Raw genomic sequence first — 24194 nt, 5'->3', positions numbered from 1 at the left:
GAAAAAATGTTATTACTTTTACTTGCTGTTGTGATTTATGCAGTGCTGGCACTTGCTACAAGTTACCTACTACCTTTTTTATCAGTCCCTTTAGTTTTATTAGTTATTTATGCACTTCCTTTACTTTTGAATTTTATCGTTTATAAAGTTCAAAAAGGAGAATGGAAATTTTGGACAGCTCTTGTCTTACCAACTGTATCAGTGGCTGCGTATCTTTTATTTGCTTATCTGACCTCATCAAATGGTACTTGGATAGAGTTTGCTCAGATGAATATGATATCAGATGAAGATATGCAACTAGATATTGCACTGAACTTATTTGATAGTTCACAGATTTTGTTTATTAGTTTGCTATTTTACGGAGTGTCATTAGTATCGCATTTTATTTCAAATAAGGTTTCCAGTAAGGGGGTAAAACATGCTTAAAATTGAAAATCTGTCAAAACAGTTTAAAGGAAATGATTTTTATTCTCTATCAGACGTCTCTCTTGAAATTGGGAAAGGAGAAATTGTTGGTTTAATTGGTAAGAATGGAGCCGGAAAATCGACTTTGATGAAAATGATGGCAAAATCTCAACGACCAACATCTGGGACAATAACATATAGAGGTATTGATATTAATAGCAAAGATAATGTGTTGGAAGATTTTGGGATTATGATTGATCCAGTTTTCTACCCAGAAATGTCTGTGATGGATAATTTAAAATTTTATCTCAAATTACACGGGAAGCAGGAATTGTACCCAAATATCGAAAAAACACTTCGTTTAGTAGAACTTTGGGAAGCTCGCAACCGTAAACCGAAAGGTTTCTCGTTTGGGATGAAACAACGGACAGCTTTAGCGATTGCTTTAGTAGCAGAACCTGATTTTCTAATTCTAGATGAGCCGTTTGTTGGCTTAGATCCTATTGGTGTTCAAAAATTAATTGATATTTTGAAACAGTGGTCAAGCGAACGTCAGATTTCTATGTTGATTTCAAGTCATCAGTTAGGTGAGTTAGAGGCCTTGTGTAATCGATATGTATATATTGAAGGTGGGAAATTGGTGGATTCGTTTGAAGGGAAAGAGCAGCCAAGTGTAGTTGTTCACCTACATCCTAGCGCAAATACTGCATTACTAGACAGTTACTTATCATCTGACGTGATGCTTGAGGGTAGGCTATTGGACATTTCTACAGCTAGTAGTCGCTCTACTTTAAATGAAATCTTTAAGGTTCTTGCGGAGAATGATATGATTGAATCGATTGATGTCAAAGAAAATCATCTCAAGGAAGTATTTATGAAAGGATAATGATGAAGAATATTTTTTCAGCAGTATTTGAATCGGTCTGGAAGCGAAAAGAAACGAAAATTTTTCTTGCTTTTAGTTTTTATCCACTCGTTTATTTAGCGGCTTCTTTCTTTGGAGAGTCTAATTTTATGCAAATTGCAAATGCGGATGGTAGTAAGGTTGCCTACATTGACTTTGCAGATATGATGCTTAATTCGATGGATATGATGATTTTGCCGACTTTAGCTCTATACTTTTTGACAATTTCTGTTTTCAGGAGAGAAACGGATGATCATACGATGTTTCTCTACAAGGATATTGATAGAAAATCTATTTACTTCTCAAAATATTTCAGTCTTCTCCTTATTCTTTCTATTTATTTTGCATTATTTTTTGCTTCTTCCTTTCTTGTTCATTACACACGAGTCGTACATATGGAGTTTGGGACAACTCAAATTGTATCGGATACACTTTACTATACTTTGTTAGAGATGGTTAGTATTTTCACAGTATTCTTAAAAGGAGTTTTAGCTATTTCTGTAGCAGCCTTTACCTCTTTACGTTTTGGGACTGGGACAACTATGACAATTGCCATTGTATTGACAGTAACAATGATGATTCTATCAGCAATAGGGGGCCCAATTGCAGCACTCTTGCCAATAGGTTACCAGCAGTTTACGCAGACAGTTGAGAACATCTGGATTGGATTGGTTGGGCCAGTGACGGTAACGGCAATCTATGGTCTTGTTTTGAACACCTTAAGTATAAAAAAATTTAAAAGTCTGGAGTTTTAAGGATGAACAAAAAAATCTTAAAGTTGATTATCAAGTACCTCAATAAGAGGCTGGGACAAAAGTCCTAGTCTCTCAATTGTCTTTGGATTGTCGAGCAAGACGCAGTGGTTGAGTGGGCTCTACTACGCTGATTTCATCAGCTTTTACAGCCCTACTCAACTGTGCGGAGGTGGGACGACAAAATCGAATTCTAACGAATTACCGATTTCTGTCCCACTCTCTTAGGCTTGAGCTTTATTGGAACGATTATGAGTTTATTTATTCCACAATTTATGGGGAACTTACTGAATGAAGAATTTTTAATCACGCTCATATCTAACCCAATAACAATAGCGGTTTCCATCGTATCGCTCTTGCTCGTGTTTTCTGTCCAAGCTTCGTTACGCTATGTGATTGGCTTGTGTGGCAGTCAAGCTGTAAACAAGCTCCAAAAGCATATCTATACCTCCCTGTTAGCAACCTCTGTCAAGGAACTAGAAAATCATCCATCGGGTGATGTAGCTAGTCGGCTAACAAATGATATGTCTGTTATTTTGAACTTTATCACATCGGTATTGCCAAATCTTATTTTAAATGGGATTGTGATTATGGGTTCTCTCTATTTTCTAGTAAATATCAGTCTGCCCTTGACGTTGCTGTCTCTCTTGCTATTTCCGATTTTGTTATTTATGATTATTCCAATAAATCATCGGCTAGAAAGTTATTACACAAGCTATCAAGAGGGACTGGGAGACATTTCTGGTCGGATTAGTCATCGTTTCACTCATATCCGTTTGATGAAATCCTTCAATGGCGAAAAGAGTGAAGAAGAATCCATGGCTCACTTTTTTAATCAATTAACCCACAACTTTAAAAAGATTATCGGCTTGTCCTCTATTCAGAATACCTTATCAAATGGGCTGACCATGACCTTTATCATTTTACTGTTGGTGGTAGCTGGTTTGGAAGTATCTAAAGGCAATATGACCATGAGTACCCTGATGACTTTTGTTCTCTATCTGACACAGTTGATTAACCCCATCACAGATATTTCTGAATTTATGACGGATTGGACAGAGTTTCAGAGTGTTTCAAATCGTCTCATGGAGATGGTAGAGTTAGACAAAGAAGTAGGAGGAGAAAAAGGATTAGAACTATCTGGATCGAGTATCATCATGAAGAATGTTAATTTTTCTTATGATCAGGAAAATGTCTTAAACGATTTATCCGTCAATATTCAAGCGGGACAGCATACTGCAATTGTTGGACCAAGCGGTGCAGGGAAATCGACCATTTTTGCTCTATTGATGAAATTCTATCAAAATTATAAGGGAGAGATTCTCATTGGAAGTCAGAACTTAGCAGACCTATCTGAGGAGCAGCTGAGAAATATGGTAGCTTATATTCCTCAAGATAATACCTTGTTTCATGGAACGATCAGGGAAAATCTTCTCTATGGGAAAAATAAAATCGTCTTAGAAGAACGGATGAATGAAGTCTTAGAAGAATTGGGTTTGGTATCTTTGATAAGGGATTTAGACAAAGGTTTAGATACGGAAATTTCTGATAGTGGCACTGGGTTGTCCGAGGGGCAAAAGCAACGGTTTAATATTGCGAGGGCTTTATTGCTGGAGCATCCGATATATCTATTAGATGAAGTAACAGCCAGTTTAGACAGTGTGACAGAACAAAGAATCAGTAAAGCAATTGATAAGTTGACAGCAGGTAAAACACACATGACGATTGCACATCGTTTGCATACAGTCAAGAAAGCAGATTTGATTCTTGTTTTGGATAAAACTGGACAGATTGTGGATCAAGGAACTCATCATCAGTTGCTACTTAGAAATCATCTCTATCAAGAATTTTTATCAAATGTACAAAGAGCAGGTTGAAAGGCGTGATTCTTTGCTCACCTCGCTTTCTTTGTTTTTAGTAATGTAATCTCAAAAAATAGGTCAGGGAACTTCTCCGACCTATTTTTGAAACTAGTTTCAGATATGATGGAGAATTTCTTAGGAATAGAAACTAAATTCTTAATATTGCAAAGGATTGAAAAAGGGAAGGTACTGTGCTATTATTTTTGTAAGGGTTTACAAAACAATGGTGTTGGAGGATGAGATGCGCAACCCAGATTTATTAGCAGAAACAAAGGCTTACAAAGGCAGAGATGAAGTTCCAGCGGATTTTGATGCTTTTTGGGATTGTCAGATTAGCAGTTTGAGTGGCTTGCCGGACTATCAGCTGATTAAAAAAGACTTTCAAATTGCTGGGGTGACCTGCTATGAGCTAGTTTTTGAGGGGACGAATCAGGGGCGAACCTATGCACGTATGGTCCTTCCCAGATCTAGTAAAAAAGTTCCGATTATCTTTCATTTCCACGGTTATATGGGTCGTGGTTGGGATTGGGCCGATATGCTGGCCTATACAGTGGCTGGCTATGGTGTCGTATCCATGGATGTACGCGGCCAGTCAGGCTATTCCTTGGATGGAGGGGCGCCTGTAAGGGGCAATACGGTCAAGGGTCAGATTATCCGTGGGGCAGTGGATGGACCAGAGCGTCTCTTTTATAAGGATGTCTATCTGGATATCTACAGCTTGGTTGAGATTGTGGCGAGTTTGGACTTTGTGGACGAGGAGCATCTATCCAGTTATGGGGCTTCTCAGGGCGGAGCCTTGGCTTTGGTGGCAGCGGCTCTCAATCCGCGCATTAAGCAGACAGTGGCTATCTATCCTTTCTTGTCAGACTTTCGGCGGGTGTTGGAGATTGGCAATACCAGCGAAGCCTATGATGAGCTCTTTCGTTATTTTAAGTTCCACGATCCTTTCCACGAAACGGAGGATGAGATTATCCAGACCTTGTCCTACATCGATGTAAAAAATATGGCTCACCGCATTCAAGGTAAGGTGCGGATGATAACAGGACTGGCTGACGATGTTTGCTATCCGATTACCCAGTTTGCGATTTACAATCGGCTGGAGTGTACTAAGGAGCACCATCTCATGCCAGAGTACGAGCATGAAGCCATGAATGTCTATGTCAATGATAGGGTCTTCAACTGGCTTTGCGGCTCAAAGATTGACCATCCTTCTTTGCTGGAAGTTTTTAACGACTGGTAAAAATAGATAGTACTAAGAAAGAAACTAAGCCTGAGGTTAGCATAATCTCAGGCTTTTTATGGTAAATTATTCAAAATTTATAGTAACTTTTTTGTTCAAAAACACTTCGAAGGCTGAAAGTAGTTTCAGCTTTTAAGAAAGGAAGTCGGTTTTTAGAAACTAAAATCTAAATCACAAAACTTATTGAAAGCGCTTTATTTTTTGTATATAATGACATTATAAAAAGAACGGAGAAAACATAGAAAAAGGAGAGATTATTTATGTCACAGATTAGCAAAGATCAATTAATTGCAAAAATCAAAGATGGCATTATCGTTTCCTGTCAAGCTCTGCCTCATGAGCCCCTCTACACGGAGGCTGGTGGGGTCATCCCTCTCTTGGTCAAGGCAGCTGAAGAAGGTGGGGCAGTTGGTATTCGAGCCAATAGCGTGCGAGACATCAAGGAGATTAAGGAAGTAACCGATCTCCCGATTATCGGGATTATCAAACGGGACTATCCGCCACAGGAGCCTTTTATCACTGCGACTATGCGGGAAGTGGATGAGTTGGCTGCCCTTGATATCGAGGTCATCGCTCTGGACTGCACCCAGCGAGAACGCTATGATGGTTTGAAGATTGAGGACTTTATCCGCCAAGTCAAGGAGAAATATCCGCAGCAATTGCTGATGGCCGACATCAGTACCTTTGAGGAAGGCATGGCAGCTGTAGCAGCTGGTGTTGACTTTGTCGGTACAACCTTATCAGGCTACACTTCCTACAGTCCTAAGGTAGACGGACCAGACTTTGAACTGGTCAAGAAGCTCTGTGATGCAGGAGTAGATGTGATTGCTGAGGGCAAGATTCACTATCCAGATCAAGCCAAGCAAATCCATGATTTAGGTGTCCGCGGTATTGTAGTAGGCGGAGCCATTACTCGACCAAAGGAAATCACCGAGCGTTTCGTTGCGGCAGTAAAATAAAGTGAGGTAAAGCAATGACGACCTTAAAGTTAAATAAGCTCTACAAAAAATATCCTAATAGTGATTTCTACTCTGTAGAAAATTTCGACTTGCAAATCAAAGATAAAGAATTTATCGTCTTTGTTGGTCCTTCTGGATGTGGAAAATCTACGACCTTGCGCATGATTGCTGGGTTGGAGGACATCACCGAGGGTGAGCTCTATATTGATCAGACTCTGGTCAATGATATTGCTCCCAAGGACCGTGATATCGCCATGGTCTTCCAGAACTATGCCCTCTATCCGCACATGACAGTCTATGACAACATGGCTTTCGGCCTCAAGCTTCGCAAGTACAGCAAGGAAGATATTGACAAGCGGGTTCATGAAGCGGCGGAGATTCTGGGGTTGAAAGAATTCTTGGATCGCAAACCGGCCGATCTTTCTGGCGGTCAGCGCCAACGGGTAGCCATGGGACGGGCCATTGTCCGAGATGCCAAGGTCTTCCTGATGGATGAGCCTTTGTCAAACTTGGATGCGAAACTACGGGTATCCATGCGTGCTGAGATTGCTAAGATCCACCGCCGTATCGGAGCAACCACTATCTACGTTACCCACGACCAAACCGAGGCAATGACCTTGGCCGACCGCATTGTTATCATGTCGGCGACTAAAAATGAAGCAGGTACGGGAACTATCGGTCGTATCGAGCAAGTCGGAACTCCGCAAGAGCTCTACAACGAACCAGCTAACAAGTTTGTTGCAGGCTTTATCGGTAGTCCAGCTATGAACTTCTTTGAAGTGACAGTAGCTGGCAATAAACTGACCGACGGCGACCAGCTCAATCTTACTCTGACGGGTGGTCAAGAAAAGCTTTTGACAGGAAAAGGCTACCAAGGTAAAAAGGTAATCTTAGGTATTCGGCCAGAAGATATTTCAGCGGACTTGATTGTAGAAGATACTTTCCCTGGCGATGTGGTTGAGGCAGAAGTTGTCGTGTCAGAGTTGCTGGGTAGTGACTCAGTGCTCTACTGTAAGGTGGGGAGCCAAGAGTTTTCAGCCAAGGTAGATGCTTCCAATTATCTGGAGCCGGGTTCGAAGCTTCGCTTCACCTTCAAATTACCTAAGAGTCATCTGTTTGACAGTGAGACTCAAAAACGAATTACTTTGTAAAACAACCTAAAATGAACTGACTGACTTTATTTTAGGATAAAATAAACGTCACAGAGAAGGAGTGATCAGACTTTTAAAAGTTTAGGATTTTAATCAAATATAGGTGGACATTTGTCCCAAGGACTAACACAGGAAAAACGACTAATTATTTTATCGGTCAAATATGCAGATAAGAGCTGTTCAGGTCAGCTTGGTATCTTAATTTTAAAGGAGAAAAACAAATGAAAATGAAGAAATTGCTTTGTTCATTGGTAGCAGGAGCTGCAGTGCTTACGTTAGCAGCTTGTGGAGGTGGCGGCTCAGATAAAGCGGCTAGCTCTGGTGATAAATCTGGCAAGACAGAAATTACTTGGTGGGCATTCCCAGTCTTTACTCAAGAAAATGCCAGCGATGGTGTGGGAACTTATGAAAAATCCATCATAGAAGCATTTGAAAAAGCAAATCCAGACATTCATGTCAACTTGGAAACAATCGACTTCAAGTCAGGTCCAGAAAAAATTACGACAGCTATCGAAGCTGGAACAGCACCAGACGTGCTCTTCGATGCACCAGGCCGGATTATTCAATACGGTAAAAATGGTAAGTTAGCAGACTTGAACGACCTCTTCACAGATGATTTCGTCAAAGATGTTAACAACGACAACATTATCCAAGCCAGCAAGGCTGGAGACAAAGCTTATATGTATCCAATCAGCTCTGCTCCATTCTACATGGCAATGAATAAGAAAATGTTGGAAGATGCTGGTGTCCTCAATCTAGTTAAAGAAGGATGGACAACAGATGACTTTGAAAAAGTTTTGAAAGCGCTTAAAGACAAAGGCTATACACCTGGCTCTCTCTTCAGTAACGGTCAAGGTGGTGACCAAGGAACTCGTGCCTTCATCGCTAACCTCTACGGTGGATCTGTTACAGACGAAAAAGTAACTAAATATACAACTGATGATCCGAAATTTGTCAAAGGTCTTGAAAAAGCAGTGAGCTGGATCAACGATGGCCTCATGATGAATGGTTCTCAATACGATGGTGGAGCAGACATCCAAAACTTCGCTAACGGTCAAACTTCTTACACTGTTCTTTGGGCACCAGCACAAAATGGTATTCAAGCTAAACTTTTGGAAGCAAGTAAAGTAGAAGTGGTAGAAGTACCATTCCCATCAGATTCAGGCAAACCAGCTCTTGAATACCTTGTAAACGGCTTTGCAGTCTTTAACAACAAAGACGACAAGAAAGTAGAAGCAGCTAAGAAATTCGTGCAATTCATCGCTGATGACAAAGAGTGGGGTCCTAAGAACGTTGTTCGTACAGGTGCCTTCCCAGTTCGTACATCATTTGGCAAACTCTATGATGACAAACGTATGGAAACAATCAGCAGCTGGACTCAATACTATTCACCATACTACAACACCATTGACGGCTTTGCAGAAATGAGAACACTTTGGTTCCCAATGCTGCAATCTGTATCTAATGGAGATGAAAAAGTTGAACCTGCTTTGAAGACATTTACTGAAAAAGCAAACGAAACGATTACTAAAAAATAAGCAAGTTTAAAATCCGCCCCTTTTTCTGTTGTCAGTCTCTAAAAATAGAAAAAGGGGTATTTTGTTAGAAAATCTTGAAAGAGGGGTACCTCATTGTGAAAGTCAATAAAATCAGAATGAAAGAAACCCTAGTATCATATGCGTTTTTAGCTCCAATTCTGGTATTCTTTACAGTATTTGTTTTAGCGCCTATGATAATGGGATTTATCACTAGTTTCTTTAACTATACAATGACTTCATTTACATTCGTTGGTTTTGATAACTATATTCGGATGTTCAATGATCCAGTTTTTGTGAAATCGCTCATTAATACAGTCATTATTGTAATCGGCTCTGTGCCGGTAGTTGTGCTCTTCTCTTTGTTTGTAGCTTCACAGACCTATGAGATGAATGCTGTTTCTCGCTCCTTTTACCGTTTTGTCTTCTTCCTACCGGTTGTGACAGGTAGTGTTGCCGTGACGGTAGTGTGGAAGTGGATCTACGATCCCCTGTCTGGTATTTTGAACTTTGTTTTGAAATCTGGTCACATCATCAACCAAAACATTTCTTGGTTGGGAGACAAACAGTGGGCCTTGGCTGCTATCATCGTTATTTTGCTGACAACATCTGTCGGTCAGCCAATCATTCTCTACATTGCAGCTATGGGAAATATCGACAACTCTCTAGTGGAGGCTGCGCGTGTGGATGGGGCGACAGAGATGCAAGTCTTTTGGAAAATCAAATGGCCGAGCCTTTTGCCAACAACGCTCTATATCGCTATCATCACAACTATTAACTCATTCCAGTGTTTCGCCTTGATTCAGCTGTTGACATCAGGTGGACCAAACTATTCAACTAGTACGCTTATGTACTATCTATATGAAAAAGCCTTCAAGCTATCTGAATATGGCTATGCAAACACCATGGGAGTCTTTCTGGCGATTATGATTGCGATTATCAGTTTCGCCCAGTTCAAGATCCTCGGTAATGATGTGGAATATTAAAGAAAGGAGCAGGAATATGAAACCCCAAAAATTTAATTCATTTAAAGTGTTCTCATCTGTGATTTTAGCACTTTTGACCGTGCTCTTTGTCTTTCCATTCTACTGGATTCTGACTGGAGCTTTTAAATCTCAGCCAGATACAATTATGATTCCGCCTCAATGGTGGCCACAAAATCCGACAGCAGAAAACTTCCAGCAATTAGCCGTTCAAAATCCAGCTTTGCAGTGGATGTGGAACAGTGTCTTCATTTCGCTGGCGACCATGTTCTTGGTGTGCGCGACGTCATCTTTAGCTGGTTACGTTTTGGCTAAGAAACGCTTTTACGGGCAACGGATTCTCTTTGCCATCTTTATCGCAGCTATGGCCTTGCCTAAGCAGGTTGTCCTAGTACCTCTAGTGCGGATTGTCAATTTCATGGGAATCCACGATACCCTTTGGGCAGTGATTTTACCTTTAGTTGGCTGGCCTTTCGGGGTCTTCCTTATGAAGCAGTTTAGTGAAAATATCCCGACAGAGCTTCTGGAATCAGCTAAGATCGACGGTTGTGGTGAAATCCGGACCTTCTGGAGTGTAGCCTTTCCTATCGTCAAACCAGGCTTTGCTGCTCTGGCTATCTTCACCTTTATCAACACTTGGAATGACTACTTCATGCAGCTCGTAATGTTGACCTCGCGGAACAATCTGACGATTTCGTTAGGGGTTGCGACTATGCAGGCTGAGATGGCAACCAACTACGGTCTGATTATGGCCGGTGCGGCTTTAGCGGCGGTGCCAATCGTAGCAGTCTTCCTCATCTTCCAAAAATCCTTCACCCAAGGGATTACTATGGGAGCTGTCAAAGGATAAGGCATTCAATAGAGGAAATAAGACTATGATTTTTGATGATTTAAAAAATGTGACTCGCTACAAGGGTCTTCATCCCAATCTGGATAAAGCGATTGATTATCTCTATGAGCACCGCAAAGACAACTTTGACTTGGGACGCTATGAAGTGGATGGAGATAAGGTCTTTCTCTTGGTTCAGGAAAATACCCTCAATCAAGAGGCCAATGATCAATTTGAATATCATAAAAAATATGCAGATTTTCATCTGTTAGTAGCAGGGCATGAATATTCTGCCTATGGTAGCCAGATGGTCGATGAGGCAGTGGCCTTTGATGAAGAGGCAGATATCGGCTTTGTTCATTGTCAAAATCATTATCCTCTCTTGTTGGGTTACCATAATTTTGCGATTTTCTTTCCAGAAGAGGCCCATCAGCCAAATGGCTATGCGGGTCTGGAAGAAAATGTCAGAAAGTATCTTTTTAAAGTTTTAATAGACTAGTCCTAGGCTAGCGAGATTTTTGAGTGTGCCAGGCTAGCAGAGAAAGGAGAAACTTATGTCGGATAAAGGAACAGGACTCATCAGAGCTATATTTGATACGGATAATTTTTTCATGCAAATCTGTGAGAAAATCCTGGATTTGATGACGGTCAATCTTCTCTTTCTCTTGTCTTGTCTGCCCTTGGTGACCATTGGGATTGCCAAGATCAGCCTCTATCAAACACTTTTTGAAATCAAGGGAAACCGTCGAGTAAAAGTAATCAGAACTTACACTCGAATCTTTCGAGAAAATTGGAAGCAAGGACTCAAACTGGGCTTGCTGGAATTGGCTTTAGTCGGCTTCAGTCTCTTTGACCTCCTGCTTTTTCGGATGCAGGAAGCTCTGCCTTTCCAAGTTTTAAAGGCGGTTTGTTTTGGAATGATTATTTTTACAATCCTGCTTTCTCTTTGCGTTTATCCCTTGGCTGGTAAATTTCTCATGTCTTTTAGAGACGTTTTACAGACCAGCTTAGTGATTGTAAGTCTGAATTTTCCTTGGTTTGTTGTCATGATGGCGGTTGTAGCTGCGCTCCTTGTCATCATCTACAGTTCAGGCTTTGTGTTGCTGTTAGGATTTTCCCTCTTTGCCTTTATCGGCTTTGCAGGTCTGGCTTTTTTGCAGCTTCCTATTTTGGAAAAAATCTTCGCTAAATACAGCAGTCTATAATCTACAATTCGTACATTTGGAGAAAATTTGAAAATGAAAGATTTAAAGAAATATCACGGTGTCATACCGGCTTTTTATGCCTGTTATGATGAGGAGGGTGAAATCAGCCCGGAGCGGACTCGCGCTTTGGTGGAGTATTTCATCGACAAGGGCGTGCAAGGTCTCTATGTCAACGGCTCGTCAGGCGAATGTATCTACCAGAGCGTGGCCGACAGAAAAGTAATTTTGGAAGAAGTAATGAAAGTTGCTAAGGGCAAACTGACCATCATTGCTCACGTAGCCTGCAATAATACTAAAGACAGTATCGAGTTGGCCAAACACGCTGAAGCTCTAGGAGTTGATGCCATTGCGGCTATTCCGCCGATTTATTTCCGTCTGCCAGAATACTCTGTCGCTCAGTACTGGAATGATATCAGTGCGGCTGCACCACATACCGATTTTGTGATTTATAATATTCCGCAATTGGCTGGTGCAGCGCTGACTCCGAGTCTTTATAAGGAAATGCTGAAAAATGAGCGCGTGATTGGGGTGAAAAATTCCTCTATGCCAGTTCAGGATATCCAGACTTTTGCAGCACTTGGAGGCAGTGACCATTTGGTCTTTAACGGTCCAGATGAGCAGTTCTTGGGCGGCCGTCTCATGGGAGCGGCAGCTGGAATTGGTGGTACCTACGGGGCTATGCCAGAGCTCTTCCTCAAGCTTAATCAACTGATTGAAGACAAGGAACTAGAAAGAGCCAAAGAGCTGCAGTTTGCCATTAACGACATTATCGGCAAGCTAACCAGTGCTCATGGCAATATGTATGCTGTTATCAAAGAGGTTCTCAAGCTCAACGAAGGCCTGAATATTGGATCTGTCCGTGCTCCTTTGACGCCAGTCGTAGAAGCAGACCGTCCAGTCGTAGAAGCAGCAGCGGCCTTGATCTGTGAGACCAAGGAGCGCTTCCTCTAAAAAGAAAGAAGGATGCTTATGGGAAATTATGTTACGATTGATATTGGCGGTACCAATATCAAATACGGCCTGATAGACGACAAAGAAACGCTAGTAGAAGCCCATGAAATACCTACGGAAGCCCATAAGGGTGGTCCAGAGATTATGCGTAAGGTTCAAAAGATTGTCGCTGACTATGTACAGGCTGGTTTGATTGAGGGGATTTGTATCTCCTCAGCTGGAATGGTTGACCCAGACAAGGGAGAAATCTTTTACGCTGGTCCTCAGATTCCTAACTATGCTGGGACGCAATTTAAGAAGGTCTTGGAGGAGGAATTTTCCATTCCTTGCGAGATTGAGAACGACGTCAACTGTGCTGGTCTGGCTGAGGTCATGTCTGGCCATGGTAAGGGAGCAAAAATTGCTGTCTGTCTGACAATTGGGACAGGGATTGGCGGCTGTCTAGTAGCGGATGGTCAAGTTTTTCACGGCTTTAGCAACTCAGCCTGCGAAGTAGGCTATCTGCACCTGCCGGACGGAGCCTTTCAGGATGTGGCTTCGACCACAGCCTTGGTCCAATATGTCGCTGACTTGCACGGAGATGATTCCTCTCTCTGGAATGGCCGCAGGATTTTCAAAGAAGCGACCGAGGGCAATACCTTCTGTATCAAAGGAATTGACCGCATGGTAGGCTATCTGGGGCAGGGCATTGCCAATATCTGCTATGTCGTCAATCCGGAAATCGTCATCTTGGGAGGTGGTATCATGGGACAAGAGGCCATCCTCCGACCTCGTATCCAAGCGGCTCTCAAGGATGCTCTGGTGCCGAGCATAGCTGAGAAGACCAAACTAGCCTTTGCCTATCACCAAAATACGGCAGGCATGTTTGGGGCCTACTACCATTTTAAAAATAAACATCAGTAATCCAAGTAAACCTGGGGAGTGACCTCAGGTTTCTTGTGTTTTAGTAATGCTTCTTCCATCGACAGTTAGACGACTTTCAAGTGGCTGGGGTGAGTTGGGTCTGGTTCAGATTTTAAGGAGTTACATAGGAAACCAGTACAACCAGAATCTTACTCTAAGCCAGTTTAGTCATTGTTTAGAGTAAGGCTGTAAAGAACATGCAAAAAATCCAACAGGTTTCTGCTGGATTTTATTGATGTCTGCGGTAATACCCATTGAGTTTGTGGTTTTCCCAGTAACTGTTGAAGATTTTTTCCTTTCTCTCGCGGTCAATTTCCAGGAAAAAAGCGTAAAGTATGTCAATCATCAGCAACATGGGAAATTGAGCTGAGATGCGTTGGATAAACTGCGGTTTGCTTTGAATAGCAACGCTAATGATTTCGGAAAATTCATTTTTGACTTTCTGAGGCTGTCCAGTCACTAGAACTGTTTTGGCTCCCATCTTTTGAGCATCAATCAGACTGTCAATGATAGACAGCGTCTGACCGGAAAGAGAAAATCCGATAACTAGACAGTTCTTATCTAGGATACTGCTGGTCCAAGCAAAACCATCTGGGTCAGTCAAGGCCTCACAGACGACTCCTAACCGCATAAAGCGCAGCTTCATATCGCGAGCGACTAGACCAGAGCTGCCTGTACCAAAGAAATAAACACGATCGGCTTCCTCAATCAGTTGAGCTACTCGTTGTAGCTTCTCTTCGTCGACCAATTCTTCGGTTTGCTGGCGGATTTGTGCATAGCTGCGTAAAACGTGGCGAGATAGATCATGTTGTAGATTTTCGACTTTCTCTTCATGACCCTGCAACTGGTGAAGGTATTGGAAGTTAAATTCCCGATAGCCCTTAAACCCGCATTTTTTAGCAAATCGGGTCAAGGCTGCTTGTGAAATGTGCAGAGTGTGAGTTACCTGAAGAGAAGATAAGTCGTCGTAGACACTGTTAGGGTTCAGGAAGTAGTTGGCAATTCGTTTTTCTAAGTCCGTCATACTATCAAAGGAGCTTTCAATTATCGTCAAGATATTTTGATTATTTTCCATAGTTGTTACTTTCTTCACTAATAATATTATAGGATAAATGTTTTACAGAACATATCTCCATTATAACATAGCTCCGTAAGAATAAAGTAACGCAGAACTGGGAAATACTAGGGGAAATAGTGTTTATCTGCGCCTCATTCTTTCACAGGTTCTCATTAATAAACTTCCTTGAATCCTCTCTTCAGTAGACAAGCAAAGCAACTACAAGACTACGACGAATAGCTTGAAAAGTGTTATAATTTACACAGGAAGAATTCACAGCTGTTTTGGGAAATGAAAGAGATAGTGAAATCAATGGCAAATGCGCATCTTGAAAAAATGCAGCTTCCAATTCTTTCAAATACTCTTTGTCCAACTTGTGGAAATCAGTAAAACTATATTGTGAGGTGTTTATGAAAATGAATGAATTAGGGCAGCCCATCGGGGATGCTCTGCCGGATTTTAAGCCGGGGGAATTGCCCAACCTGGAGCGAATAGAGGGCCAGTATGCTGTTATTGAGCGTCTGTCCAAGGACAAGCATGGGGTGGATTTATACGAATTGTACGGTCCGGATTCGCCTGCTGATATGTGGACCTATCTCTTTCAAAATCCTGTTCAAAGTCAGGATGAGTGGTCGGCCTTGCTAGATCCGATGCTGGCAGCTCCAGATCGTTTTTACTATGCCATTGTGGACAAGGAGAGTGGCAAGGCGCTGGGAACTTTCGCTTTAATGAGGATTGACCGAGGCAACCGTGTCATTGAGGTGGGGTCTGTGACCTATTCGCCCAAGTTAAAACGAACCAGACAAGGGACTGAAGCCCAGTATTTGCTGGCGCGCTATGTCTTTGAAGAGCTGGAGTATCGCCGCTACGAATGGAAATGCGATGCACTCAATCAGCCTTCAAGGCGCGCAGCAGAAAGGCTTGGTTTTACCTACGAGGGCACTTTTCGTCAGGCAGTTGTTTATAAGGGGCGCAACCGAGACACTGACTGGCTGTCCATGATTGACAGCGATTGGCCGGCCGTTAAGAGTCGTTTGGAGAAATGGCTGAGCCCAGACAATTTCGATGAAAAGGGGCAACAAATAAAAGCCTTGTCTGAGTTTTAAAATAAGAAGCAGTAATCCTTGCTGTAGACCGGGCTAAGAAGGACTTCTAACTCGTGGCAAGAATCAAAATACTACTCTTCAAAAAACAAATTCAAACCATCATGTTTGTATTGCTTTGTCGTACTTTTAATACTTCCTTGCAGAAGTTTCAGCTACAACCTCAAAACAGTGTTTTAAATTATCTGCGGCTAGTTTCCTAGTTTGCTCTTTGATTTTTGTTGAGTAGCAACAAAAATCTCTCAAGAATGAAGGAAGATTGTGAGTCAAGGAAAGATTATCAACATTTTTGGTTCTCTGGTGTTGGCATCAAGGATGCAGGAAGCGAATATTCAGGACGTCAGCTGGAGTGGTGATTTGGCTCCGATTGGTGAAATCGAGAAAACCCGTCGCTAGACTATTTCTGACCTCAAAGAAATCACCTACTACATCAAAATGATGCTCGAAGAAGTCGAATGGGAAAGGCTAGTTCAGATGATGAAGGTGAAGTAAGATGGCAAAATCGTTAAAAGTTTACAGCAAAAATAGGAGATATAAGATTAGCTCAGGGCTTGTTTAACGGGAATGATAGGGTTCGTTGATGTAACGAAGTAAGAAAATAGTGTTCAAGAGAGGAGTCTTCTTCTCTTTTTGCTTTTTAATTTTGATAAAAAGCGAGAATTTTCTGATAAATTTTGATATAATAAAACGAACTACAGATAAAGGATGAGAAAGAATGACCTTAGTTTATCAATCAACGCGCGACGAGAAGAATAGAGTAACAGCTAGCCAGGCGATTTTACAAGGTTTGGCAACAGACGGCGGTCTGTTTACGCCCATTACCTATCCGCAGGTCGATTTGGAATTTGCCAAGCTTAAAGACGCTTCTTATCAAGAAGTAGCTAAGCTGATTCTGTCTGCATTTTTGGATGATTTTTCTGAAGCGGAGCTGGACCATTGTATTAACCATGCCTACGACAGCAAGTTTGATGATGCAGCCATTGCTCCCTTGGTCAAGCTGGATGGTCAGTATAATCTAGAGCTTTTCCATGGAGCGACCATTGCCTTCAAGGACATGGCTTTGTCCATTCTGCCTCACCTGATGACAACCGCAGCTAAAAAGCACGGCTTGGAAAATAAAATTGTCATTTTGACGGCGACTTCTGGTGATACAGGTAAGGCGGCTATGGCAGGCTTTGCGGACGTTCCGGGGACTGAGATTATCGTCTTTTATCCGAAAGACGGTGTCAGCAAGGTCCAAGAGCTGCAAATGACGACGCAGACAGGTGCCAATACGCATGTTGTTGCCATTGACGGCAACTTTGATGATGCCCAGACCAATGTCAAGCACATGTTCAATGACACAGACCTACGAGCTCGTCTTCTGGAGCACCAACTCCAGTTTTCATCAGCTAACTCCATGAATATTGGCCGTTTGGTGCCGCAGATTGTCTACTATGTCTATGCCTACGCTCAGCTAGTGAAGACGGGAGAAATCACAGCAGGAGACAAGGTCAACTTTACCGTTCCGACAGGGAACTTTGGGAATATCCTGGCGGCCTACTATGCCAAGCAAATTGGTCTTCCAGTTGGCAAGCTGATCTGCGCATCAAATGAGAACAATGTCCTGACAGACTTCTTCAAGACTCAGGTTTATGACAAGAAGCGGAGCTTCAAGGTGACGTCTAGTCCGTCCATGGATATTCTGGTTTCCTCTAACTTGGAGCGTTTGATTTTCCATCTGTCTGGTAATAGTGCTGAGAAGACTGCTTCCTTGATGGCGGCTCTGAATGAGTATGGACAGTATGAACTGACGGACTTTGACGCTGAGATTTTAGAACTATTTGCGGCTGACTATGCCACAGAAGAAGAAACAGCAGCTGAAATCAAGCGGGTCTATCAAGCATCTGACTACATTGAAGACCCTCATACGGCTGTTGCGTCTGCTGTTTATCAAAAATACTTGGCAGAGACAGGGGATCGGCGTAAGACTGTTATCGCGTCTACTGCTAGTCCTTATAAATTCCCAGTTGTGGCCGTTGAGGCTGTGACTGGCCAAACAGGACTCAGTGACTTCGAGGCTTTGGCTCAACTGCACGAACTTTCTGGCGTAGCTCTTCCACCAGCCGTGGATGGCTTAGAAACAGCTCTGGTTCGCCACAAAACAACGGTAGCTGCGGACCAAATGCAGGCAGCAGTCGAGGATTATTTGGGATTGTAAAGATTACTTAGAAAGCCTAAAATCAGCTGGATATCTGGCTGATTTTTTCTTAGGACGTCCAATGAAAGAAAGTGAAGTAGCTGATGCTTAAAAGGAAGAAATTTCTCTATGACGAGTTATAAAAAAATCAGGAACATTGCCTTGCCGGCTATGGCGGAGAACTTTTTGCAGATGCTGATGGGGATGGTCGACAGCTATCTGGTGGCCAGTCTTGGGCTGATTGCGATTTCCGGTGTCTCGGTGGCCGGCAACATCATTACTATCTATCAGGCAATCTTTATCGCTCTGGGGGCTGCTATTTCCAGTCTCATCTCCAAAACTCTGGCTCAAGGAGACAAGGAGCGTTTAGCCTATCATACAGCTGAGGCTATCAAACTGACTTTGCTTCTGAGTTTTCTTTTAGGTCTGCTTTCTCTGTTCTTTGGCAGGCAGATGTTAGACCTTCTGGGGACAGAAAAGGCGGTGGCTGAGGCTGGCGGCCTTTATTTGGCTTTGGTTGGCGGGACTATTATCTTGTTGGGCCTGATGACTTCCTTCGGAGCTCTGGTTCGGGTCACGTGCAATCCTAGATTTCCCATGTATGTCAGTCTTCTGACCAACGTCCTCAATGCCCTCTTTTCTGGTCTGGGCATTTATGTCTTTCAGCTAGGTATTATCGGTGTAGCGGTGGGGACGGTGCTGGCTCGCTTGGTTGGCGTGCTCCTTCTTTGGGGGGAGCTGGATTTATCCACTATCCGATGGAGCTGGGGACTGGATCGAGAGCTCTTGCACCTATCCCTGCCTGCTGCTGGAGAGCGGCTCATGATGCGAGCGGGTGACGTAGTGATCATCGCCATTGTGGTCACCTTTGGGACAGATGCAGTCGCAGGGAATGCCATCGGTGAAGTCCTGACACAGTTTAACTACATGCCAGCCTTTGGGGTCGCGACAGCAACAGTCATGTTGGTAGCCCATGCGGTTGGCGAGGGAGATATGCAAGCGGTCGGTCAGATTCGTCAGCGAGCCTTCTGGCTGTCTTTTGCTTGCATGCTGCCCTTGGCGCTGGGGATTTTTGCCTTCGGTCGGCCTCTAACCTTGCTTTATACGGACAATAGCGGAGCTCTTGCAGCCAGTCTTCTAGTCATATTCTTTTCCTTGCTGGGAACTCCCATGACAGTGGGGACCGTGATTTACACAGCTATCTGGCAGGGGCTGGGCAACGCCAGACTACCCTTTTATGCTACGACGATGGGCATGTGGCTGATTCGGATTATCGCTGGCTATTTGCTGGGAGTGACTTGTGGCTGGGGGCTGGCTGGAGTTTGGGTCGGCACTCTTTTGGACAATGGCTTCCGCTGGCTGCTTTTAAAAACCTTATATCATAGAAAAATGAGGAAAATGATATGACAACAACGTTTATCTGGGATTTGGACGGCACCTTGCTAGACTCCTACGATGCTATTTTGGCGGGAATTGAGGAAACCTATGCTCATTATGATTTGGACTTCGACAGGGCTAGTATTCACAGCTATATCCTAAAGCACTCTGTCCAGAAGCTCTTGGAGGAAGTGGCGTCTGAGAAAGGTCTGAACGCTGCTGAGATGAATGCCTTTCGTGGAGCAAGCCTAAAGGAGAAGAATGCTCAGGTTCATCTGATGGAAGGGGCGGCAGAGACTCTGGCCTGGGCTGAAGAGCAGGGCATTGCTCAGTTCGTCTATACCCACAAGGGACTCAATGCCCATCATATCCTGCAAGACTTGGGTATCCATGACTATTTTACAGAAATCATCACAACTGCCAACGGCTTTGAGCGCAAGCCCCACCCAGAAGGTGTCGACTATCTGCTTGAGAAATATGGCCTGGACAAGCAGGAAACCTACTATATCGGCGACCGGACGCTGGATGTGGATGTCGCAGTTAACAGTGGCATCCAGAGCATTAACTTCTGTGACTATCGACCGGAAATCAATCAGAAAATAGAGAAGTTGATGGATATACGAAATCTGTTTGAAGAGTAAAAAAGTCCAGCCAGATGAGTGGCTGGGCGCTTATCGCAATGCAAAGAAGGGCAGGAAAGTCCTTTTTTCTTGTTTTAGATTTATAACAGAGTGGAACGAGTCGAGAATATCAAACGTTCCTGCTCTGTTTTACATCATTTAGATGGATGACGTTGTTGCTCTGCTAAAATGACTTCAAAAAGCAGATTTCCAACTAAGTTGAACATCAAACGCGAACGCAGTTTTTCTCGTTTTTTTGGTGCATCGTAAACAAAAATCATGTGATCACTAATTTTTGCTAGTAGATGATTTCCTAAAGTGGTGATTGTGAGAACCGTTGCTCCCTGTTCTTTGGCCTGTAAGATACTGTGGTTGACATCTTTGTTGCTGCCGCCGAGCGAAAAGACGAGAATCACATCTTTTGGTGCCACAATGTCTTTGATGCGATCAATGCTGTGTTGCTCAAAGTAATCATTGGACCAAATATTAATCAGTTTTAATTTCCGATTAAAATCAGTCATGGTCATATAGCTGGAGCCTACTCCGATACAGAAAATCCGTCTGGCTGAGAGAATCTTATCTGCAAAGATCTGAAAGTCTTGTTCAGACAAAATGGACATCGTATGCGCAAATTCGACCTGAATTTGTTCTTTTAGTTGCTCAAAGGAATTGCGCTCTAACTTGGCTTGGTTCTTTTTCAGCTCTTTTGATAAACGCAGATCATAGCGTAATTCATTATAGGTTTGATAGCCTAACTTTTTACAAGCTCGAATTACGGTTGATGAGGAGATGAAGAGTTCGTTTGCAATCATTTTTAATGTGATGGTTTCTACTTCTTCCTGACGCATGAGATAGTCAATGACCTCCTGCTCACTGACAGACAAGCGATCATAGTGTTGCTTTAAGTTATTGAGAAACATAGGGGGCTCCTTCCTAAAACTCGGCCTTGGGGAAGCGTTTTCCTCTTAGTAAAATTTTACCTAAATAGAAAAAATATGAAAGATAGAAATTTCTTTTCAAAAAAGCGTTTTCCAGTTTATTTTTGTTACAATGAAAGCATAAAAATATAAGGAGTAAAAAATATGAAAGAGAAGAATAAATTTATCTCTGTTTTTGAGCAGTTTGGCCGCTCATTCTTACTTCCTGTTTCGGTGCTGCCGGGCGTAGGGATTATCCAAGGTATTGGTACAGCCTTTACCAATGAAAATACTCTCAATATGTTCCCGTTCCTGAATAATGCAGTATTTCAGTTTATCATGAAATTCTTCATTGCGCTTGGTGGTACGGCCTTTAACAACTTGCCTGTTATCTTTGCAGTCGGAGTTGCGGTCGGTCTAACCAAACGGGAAAAAGGTTCGGCAGCCTTGTCTGGTCTGCTAGGCTTTCTTGTTTTGCACAATGTCCTTAATTTCTTGCTGTAAATCAGTGGAAAACTGGTAGATATAGCTGGTATGTCCAGCGTTGAAGCCAAACTAGCTATGTCAAATGCCATGCAGACAAAAGTTTTGGGTATCCAAACCATGGACTTGAGTGTCTTTGGAGGGATTATCGTTGGGGTGGCTGTTTATTTCATTCACAAATGGGCTGTGAAGCAAGAGTTGCCAACCATGATTGGATTCTTCAGCGGACCGCGTTTTGTACCAATTGTCACCATGGTGGCTATGTCCTTTGTATCGATTGCCATCTTCTTTATTTGGCCTACAATTCAAGCGGGGATTAGCACGGTTTCTATTCTTGTTTTAAAATCAGGACCAATTGGAACCTTCTTATATGGATTGATTGAACGGGCGCTCTTACCGTTTGGTCTGCACCACGGACTCAACTGGCCAGTTCGTACGACAGAACTTGGTGGCTCATGGACAATTGGTGGGAACCATGTCGTCGGTACGGTCAATGCTTACCTTGCTTCTTTGGCAGATTCTAGTATCAAGTCTATTGATCCATCAATCACTCGATTCAATGGTGGTAAATTTGTTTACTTCATGTTTGGGCTTTCTGGTGCTGCTTATGCTATGTACAAGACAGCTACTCCAGAAAAACGCAAAGTGGCAGGTTCCCTTCTCTTTGCAGCAGCCGGAACTTCGTTCTTGACCGGTATTACAGAACCAACTGAATTTACTTTCCTTTTTGTCGCACCAATGCTTTACGCTGTGCACGCTATTTTGGCAGGTTCTGCTTTGTTTGTAATGCACATGCTGGGCGCTGGTGTAGCAACTCCTACTGGACATGGTTTCATTAACCTTGTGATTTATGGTGTTCTGCAAGGACCTAAAACGCACTGGTGGCTTGTATTCTTGGTCGGTATCCCTTACTTCTTCCTTTACTATTATGTTTTCAAATTCATGATTCTCAAGTTCAACTTCAAAACGCCAGGTCGTGAAGATGCAGGCGAAGTGAAATTAGCAAGTAAGCAAGAAGCGCGTGGTAAATATGGCTTGAAGATTCAAAATGTTGGTCAAGCAGAGCCAGAAAAGACGGCACCTGCTCCAGAAAAAAACGAAGGAAAAGAACTTAGCAAGCAAGAAAAAACGCACCAACAAGCTCTTGGCTTGATTGCTGCTCACGGTGGTCCAGAAAATATCGTTGATGTCAATGCCTGTATTACCCGTTTGCGGATTGATGTCAAGGATAAATCATTAGTGGATAAGGATACGATTGTCAACCAATATGAAGCGCTTGGTTTTGCGGAAAATGGCATGCAAATGCAGTCCATCTATGGTGCCTATGCCAATGTCCTCAAAATGGAAATTCAAGATATTCTAGGTTTAGAGGAGTAGACATGACACATAAGATTTTATGTGTAACGGACTTGGACGGAACTTTTGTCAAAAATTCCGTCGATGTTCATCCAGCAGATTTGCAAGCCTATCAAAGGTTGACAGACTACAGTGATTTTGCTATTGCCACTGGCCGTTCCGTCAAGGAAATAAACTATATTGCGCAGCGGAATAAGCTTCATTTGACCTACGCAATTGGTTTCAACGGAGCCATGGTTACTGAGGATGGTCAGGTATTGTTTTCTAAAACTTTGGCTGCGATTGATGTCCAGAATCTACTGGACTATCTAAAAAGAGAAAATCTCGTTTTTGATGCCCTTGATGGTGAGGAAAGAATTGGCAACTTTGACCACGAAGACAAGCGCCGTTTGTGGGATATGCCCATTCTTTGCTTGGAAAATCCCTATGATTTTGTCAGCAATCGGCCGATTTACAAGTTTAACATTCGTCCAGAAGCAGTGGAAACGTCTATCTATGTAAAAGAGTTGAAAGAACATTTTCCTCACTTGGAAGTGTATCAATCAGGGGGGTGCGCATAGAGGTGACTGCTAAAGACGTTTCAAAAGGCAGCGGCTTACAGCTTTTGAAAAAGCATTATCAGCCCATTGTGACATTTGGCGACTCGGGAAATGATGTTTCGATGTTTGAAAAATCCGATATTTCCTATTGTATGGCACATGCCCCAGCCACTGTCCAGGAAGCAGCTTCCTATGTTGTCGACAGCTTTGCAGATGCTGTCAAGCATTTGGAGGGATTGCTGAGCTTATAAAGATTAGAATTTAGAATAAAAAAACAAAAGCAGACTAGAACTGAGCTACGGTCAGTTTTAGCCTGCTTTTTCTTTTAGAGAAGGCGAGAGATATTCCCATTTTTATCTAAAACCAGTACATCTGGCATACTTAGACTGCGCCAGAAGTCATAATCAATGCTGGAGTCAAATGCGCTCAGCAAGATGCAAATCAGATTGCCATGGGAACTGATGATAATTTCTTCGTTTTGATGTTTGCTTTCTAGCTCATGAAGAAGAGCTAAGGCACGCTGTTGAGCTTGTTGGTTGGACTCACCGCCAACAAGTGAGAATGTCGGCTGTGCCCAAAGTTGTATGAGCCACTTTTCAAAGTCTTGGTCCGTAATTACTTGGCTGCTTAGTTTTCGCTCTATTAGACGTCTGTCGGTTTGAATGGAGAGTTTAAGGCTTTGAGCCAAAGGCTCGACAGTTTGAATTGCCCGCTGGTAGGGACTGGAATAAATGGCGGTAATGGATTTGTCTGCTAAAAATTTAAGCTGTGCTAAGGATTCTTGCCCTTTGTCTGATAAAGATCGATTGACTTCGTCAGGCGTATAGCTAGAATGCGCATGGCGGATAAAATAGTAGGTATTGTTCATAGGATGATTATAGCAA

Annotated in this window: 21 protein-coding genes and 3 pseudogenes; 21 read left to right on the top strand and 3 right to left on the bottom strand. The window is 42.8% G+C overall.

The features are described 5' to 3' along the window. Positions 1-6 precede the first annotated feature (6 nt). The 14 genes from FZ952_RS04880 to FZ952_RS04810 all read left to right on the top strand — a co-directional run bounded on the left by FZ952_RS04880 (position 7) and on the right by FZ952_RS04810 (position 13679). A complete protein-coding gene (locus FZ952_RS04880) occupies positions 7-426 on the top strand; it encodes an Msa family membrane protein (protein ID WP_148880809.1) in 420 nt (139 codons plus the stop codon). Then, positions 419-1291, top strand: coding sequence for an ABC transporter ATP-binding protein (locus tag FZ952_RS04875; protein WP_037616485.1), 873 nt, complete (start codon positions 419-421; stop codon positions 1289-1291). Before FZ952_RS04880 ends, FZ952_RS04875 begins: the two co-directional genes overlap by 8 nt. Beyond that, the gene (locus FZ952_RS04870) at positions 1291-2064 is read left to right on the top strand and encodes a hypothetical protein (protein ID WP_262366332.1); all 774 of its coding nucleotides are present in this window, start codon (positions 1291-1293) and stop codon (positions 2062-2064) included. The genes FZ952_RS04875 and FZ952_RS04870 overlap by 1 nt, the downstream gene beginning before the upstream one ends. Positions 2065-2291: 227 nt before the next feature. Next, positions 2292-3938 carry an ABC transporter ATP-binding protein gene (locus FZ952_RS04860; protein WP_410468287.1) on the top strand — a complete coding sequence of 549 codons (1647 nt, stop codon included), beginning with the start codon at positions 2292-2294 and terminating at the stop codon, positions 3936-3938. Between the two features lie 226 nt (positions 3939-4164). Then, entirely contained in the window at positions 4165-5163 is a 999-nt protein-coding gene (locus FZ952_RS04855) for an acetylxylan esterase (protein ID WP_148880807.1), read from the top strand. 260 nt (positions 5164-5423) lie between these two features. Continuing rightward, positions 5424-6122, top strand: coding sequence for an N-acetylmannosamine-6-phosphate 2-epimerase (locus FZ952_RS04850; RefSeq protein ID WP_148880806.1), 699 nt, complete (start codon positions 5424-5426; stop codon positions 6120-6122). A 14-nt stretch (positions 6123-6136) separates the two neighbouring features. Continuing rightward, on the top strand, positions 6137-7273 hold the full coding sequence (locus FZ952_RS04845; protein WP_062201719.1) for an ABC transporter ATP-binding protein: 1137 nt from the start codon (positions 6137-6139) through the stop codon (positions 7271-7273). A gap of 221 nt (positions 7274-7494) precedes the next feature. Then, positions 7495-8811 carry an ABC transporter substrate-binding protein gene (locus FZ952_RS04840; RefSeq protein WP_148880805.1) on the top strand — a complete coding sequence of 439 codons (1317 nt, stop codon included), beginning with the start codon at positions 7495-7497 and terminating at the stop codon, positions 8809-8811. A gap of 95 nt (positions 8812-8906) precedes the next feature. Beyond that, positions 8907-9794 (top strand): carbohydrate ABC transporter permease, encoded by an 888-nt coding sequence (locus FZ952_RS04835; protein ID WP_037616474.1) that lies wholly within the window; start codon positions 8907-8909, stop codon positions 9792-9794. A 16-nt stretch (positions 9795-9810) separates the two neighbouring features. Further along, positions 9811-10641 (top strand): carbohydrate ABC transporter permease, encoded by an 831-nt coding sequence (locus FZ952_RS04830; protein ID WP_062201715.1) that lies wholly within the window; start codon positions 9811-9813, stop codon positions 10639-10641. Positions 10642-10666: 25 nt separating this feature from the next. Further along, complete coding sequence (locus FZ952_RS04825; protein ID WP_148880804.1) at positions 10667-11119, top strand: YhcH/YjgK/YiaL family protein; 453 nt, start codon at positions 10667-10669, stop codon at positions 11117-11119. A gap of 55 nt (positions 11120-11174) precedes the next feature. Next, on the top strand, positions 11175-11825 hold the full coding sequence (locus FZ952_RS04820) for a DUF624 domain-containing protein (protein ID WP_148880803.1): 651 nt from the start codon (positions 11175-11177) through the stop codon (positions 11823-11825). A gap of 33 nt (positions 11826-11858) precedes the next feature. Then, positions 11859-12776 carry a dihydrodipicolinate synthase family protein gene (locus tag FZ952_RS04815; protein WP_148880802.1) on the top strand — a complete coding sequence of 306 codons (918 nt, stop codon included), beginning with the start codon at positions 11859-11861 and terminating at the stop codon, positions 12774-12776. A gap of 18 nt (positions 12777-12794) precedes the next feature. Then, on the top strand, positions 12795-13679 hold the full coding sequence (locus FZ952_RS04810) for an ROK family protein (RefSeq protein ID WP_148880801.1): 885 nt from the start codon (positions 12795-12797) through the stop codon (positions 13677-13679). A gap of 229 nt (positions 13680-13908) precedes the next feature. Here FZ952_RS04810 and FZ952_RS04805 read toward each other — a convergent pair whose 3' ends face one another. Continuing rightward, the gene (locus tag FZ952_RS04805) at positions 13909-14754 is read right to left on the bottom strand and encodes a MurR/RpiR family transcriptional regulator (protein ID WP_062201707.1); all 846 of its coding nucleotides are present in this window, start codon (positions 14752-14754) and stop codon (positions 13909-13911) included. Positions 14755-15146: 392 nt separating this feature from the next. On the opposite strand from FZ952_RS04805, the gene FZ952_RS04800 reads away from it, so the two are divergent. From FZ952_RS04800 to FZ952_RS04785, 5 genes and pseudogenes are all read left to right on the top strand, one after another. After that, positions 15147-15842, top strand: coding sequence for a GNAT family N-acetyltransferase (locus FZ952_RS04800; RefSeq protein ID WP_148880800.1), 696 nt, complete (start codon positions 15147-15149; stop codon positions 15840-15842). Positions 15843-16100: 258 nt separating this feature from the next. Then, positions 16101-16232 (top strand): annotated as a pseudogene (locus FZ952_RS11765) (V-type ATP synthase subunit A); the annotation flags it as partial. 322 nt (positions 16233-16554) lie between these two features. After that, positions 16555-18039: a threonine synthase gene (gene thrC / locus FZ952_RS04795; protein ID WP_148880799.1), complete on the top strand. Its 1485-nt coding sequence runs from the start codon at positions 16555-16557 to the stop codon at positions 18037-18039. A gap of 108 nt (positions 18040-18147) precedes the next feature. Beyond that, a complete protein-coding gene (locus tag FZ952_RS04790; RefSeq protein WP_148880798.1) occupies positions 18148-19425 on the top strand; it encodes an MATE family efflux transporter in 1278 nt (425 codons plus the stop codon). Then, positions 19422-20036, top strand: a complete 615-nt coding sequence (locus tag FZ952_RS04785; protein ID WP_148880797.1) for an HAD-IA family hydrolase — start codon at positions 19422-19424, stop codon at positions 20034-20036. The genes FZ952_RS04790 and FZ952_RS04785 overlap by 4 nt, the downstream gene beginning before the upstream one ends. A gap of 134 nt (positions 20037-20170) precedes the next feature. Here FZ952_RS04785 and FZ952_RS04780 read toward each other — a convergent pair whose 3' ends face one another. Then, on the bottom strand, positions 20171-20935 hold the full coding sequence (locus FZ952_RS04780; RefSeq protein WP_148880796.1) for a MurR/RpiR family transcriptional regulator: 765 nt from the start codon (positions 20933-20935) through the stop codon (positions 20171-20173). Positions 20936-21097: 162 nt separating this feature from the next. Here FZ952_RS04780 and FZ952_RS11900 point away from each other — a divergent pair. Beyond that, positions 21098-22792, top strand: a pseudogene (locus tag FZ952_RS11900) (PTS transporter subunit EIIC). A gap of 2 nt (positions 22793-22794) precedes the next feature. Next, positions 22795-23561, top strand: a pseudogene (locus FZ952_RS04770) (Cof-type HAD-IIB family hydrolase). 74 nt (positions 23562-23635) lie between these two features. Here the strand turns inward: FZ952_RS04770 and FZ952_RS04765 are convergent. Beyond that, complete coding sequence (locus FZ952_RS04765) at positions 23636-24178, bottom strand: histidine phosphatase family protein (RefSeq protein WP_148880795.1); 543 nt, start codon at positions 24176-24178, stop codon at positions 23636-23638. Between the last annotated feature and the right edge of the window lie 16 nt (positions 24179-24194).

Source organism: Streptococcus sp. Marseille-P7376 (assembly GCF_902460385.1).
In the GTDB taxonomy this organism is placed as follows: domain Bacteria; phylum Bacillota; class Bacilli; order Lactobacillales; family Streptococcaceae; genus Streptococcus; species Streptococcus sinensis.
Note: the sequence above shows the minus strand (reverse complement) of the source record. Positions and strands in the feature narration are given on the sequence as shown.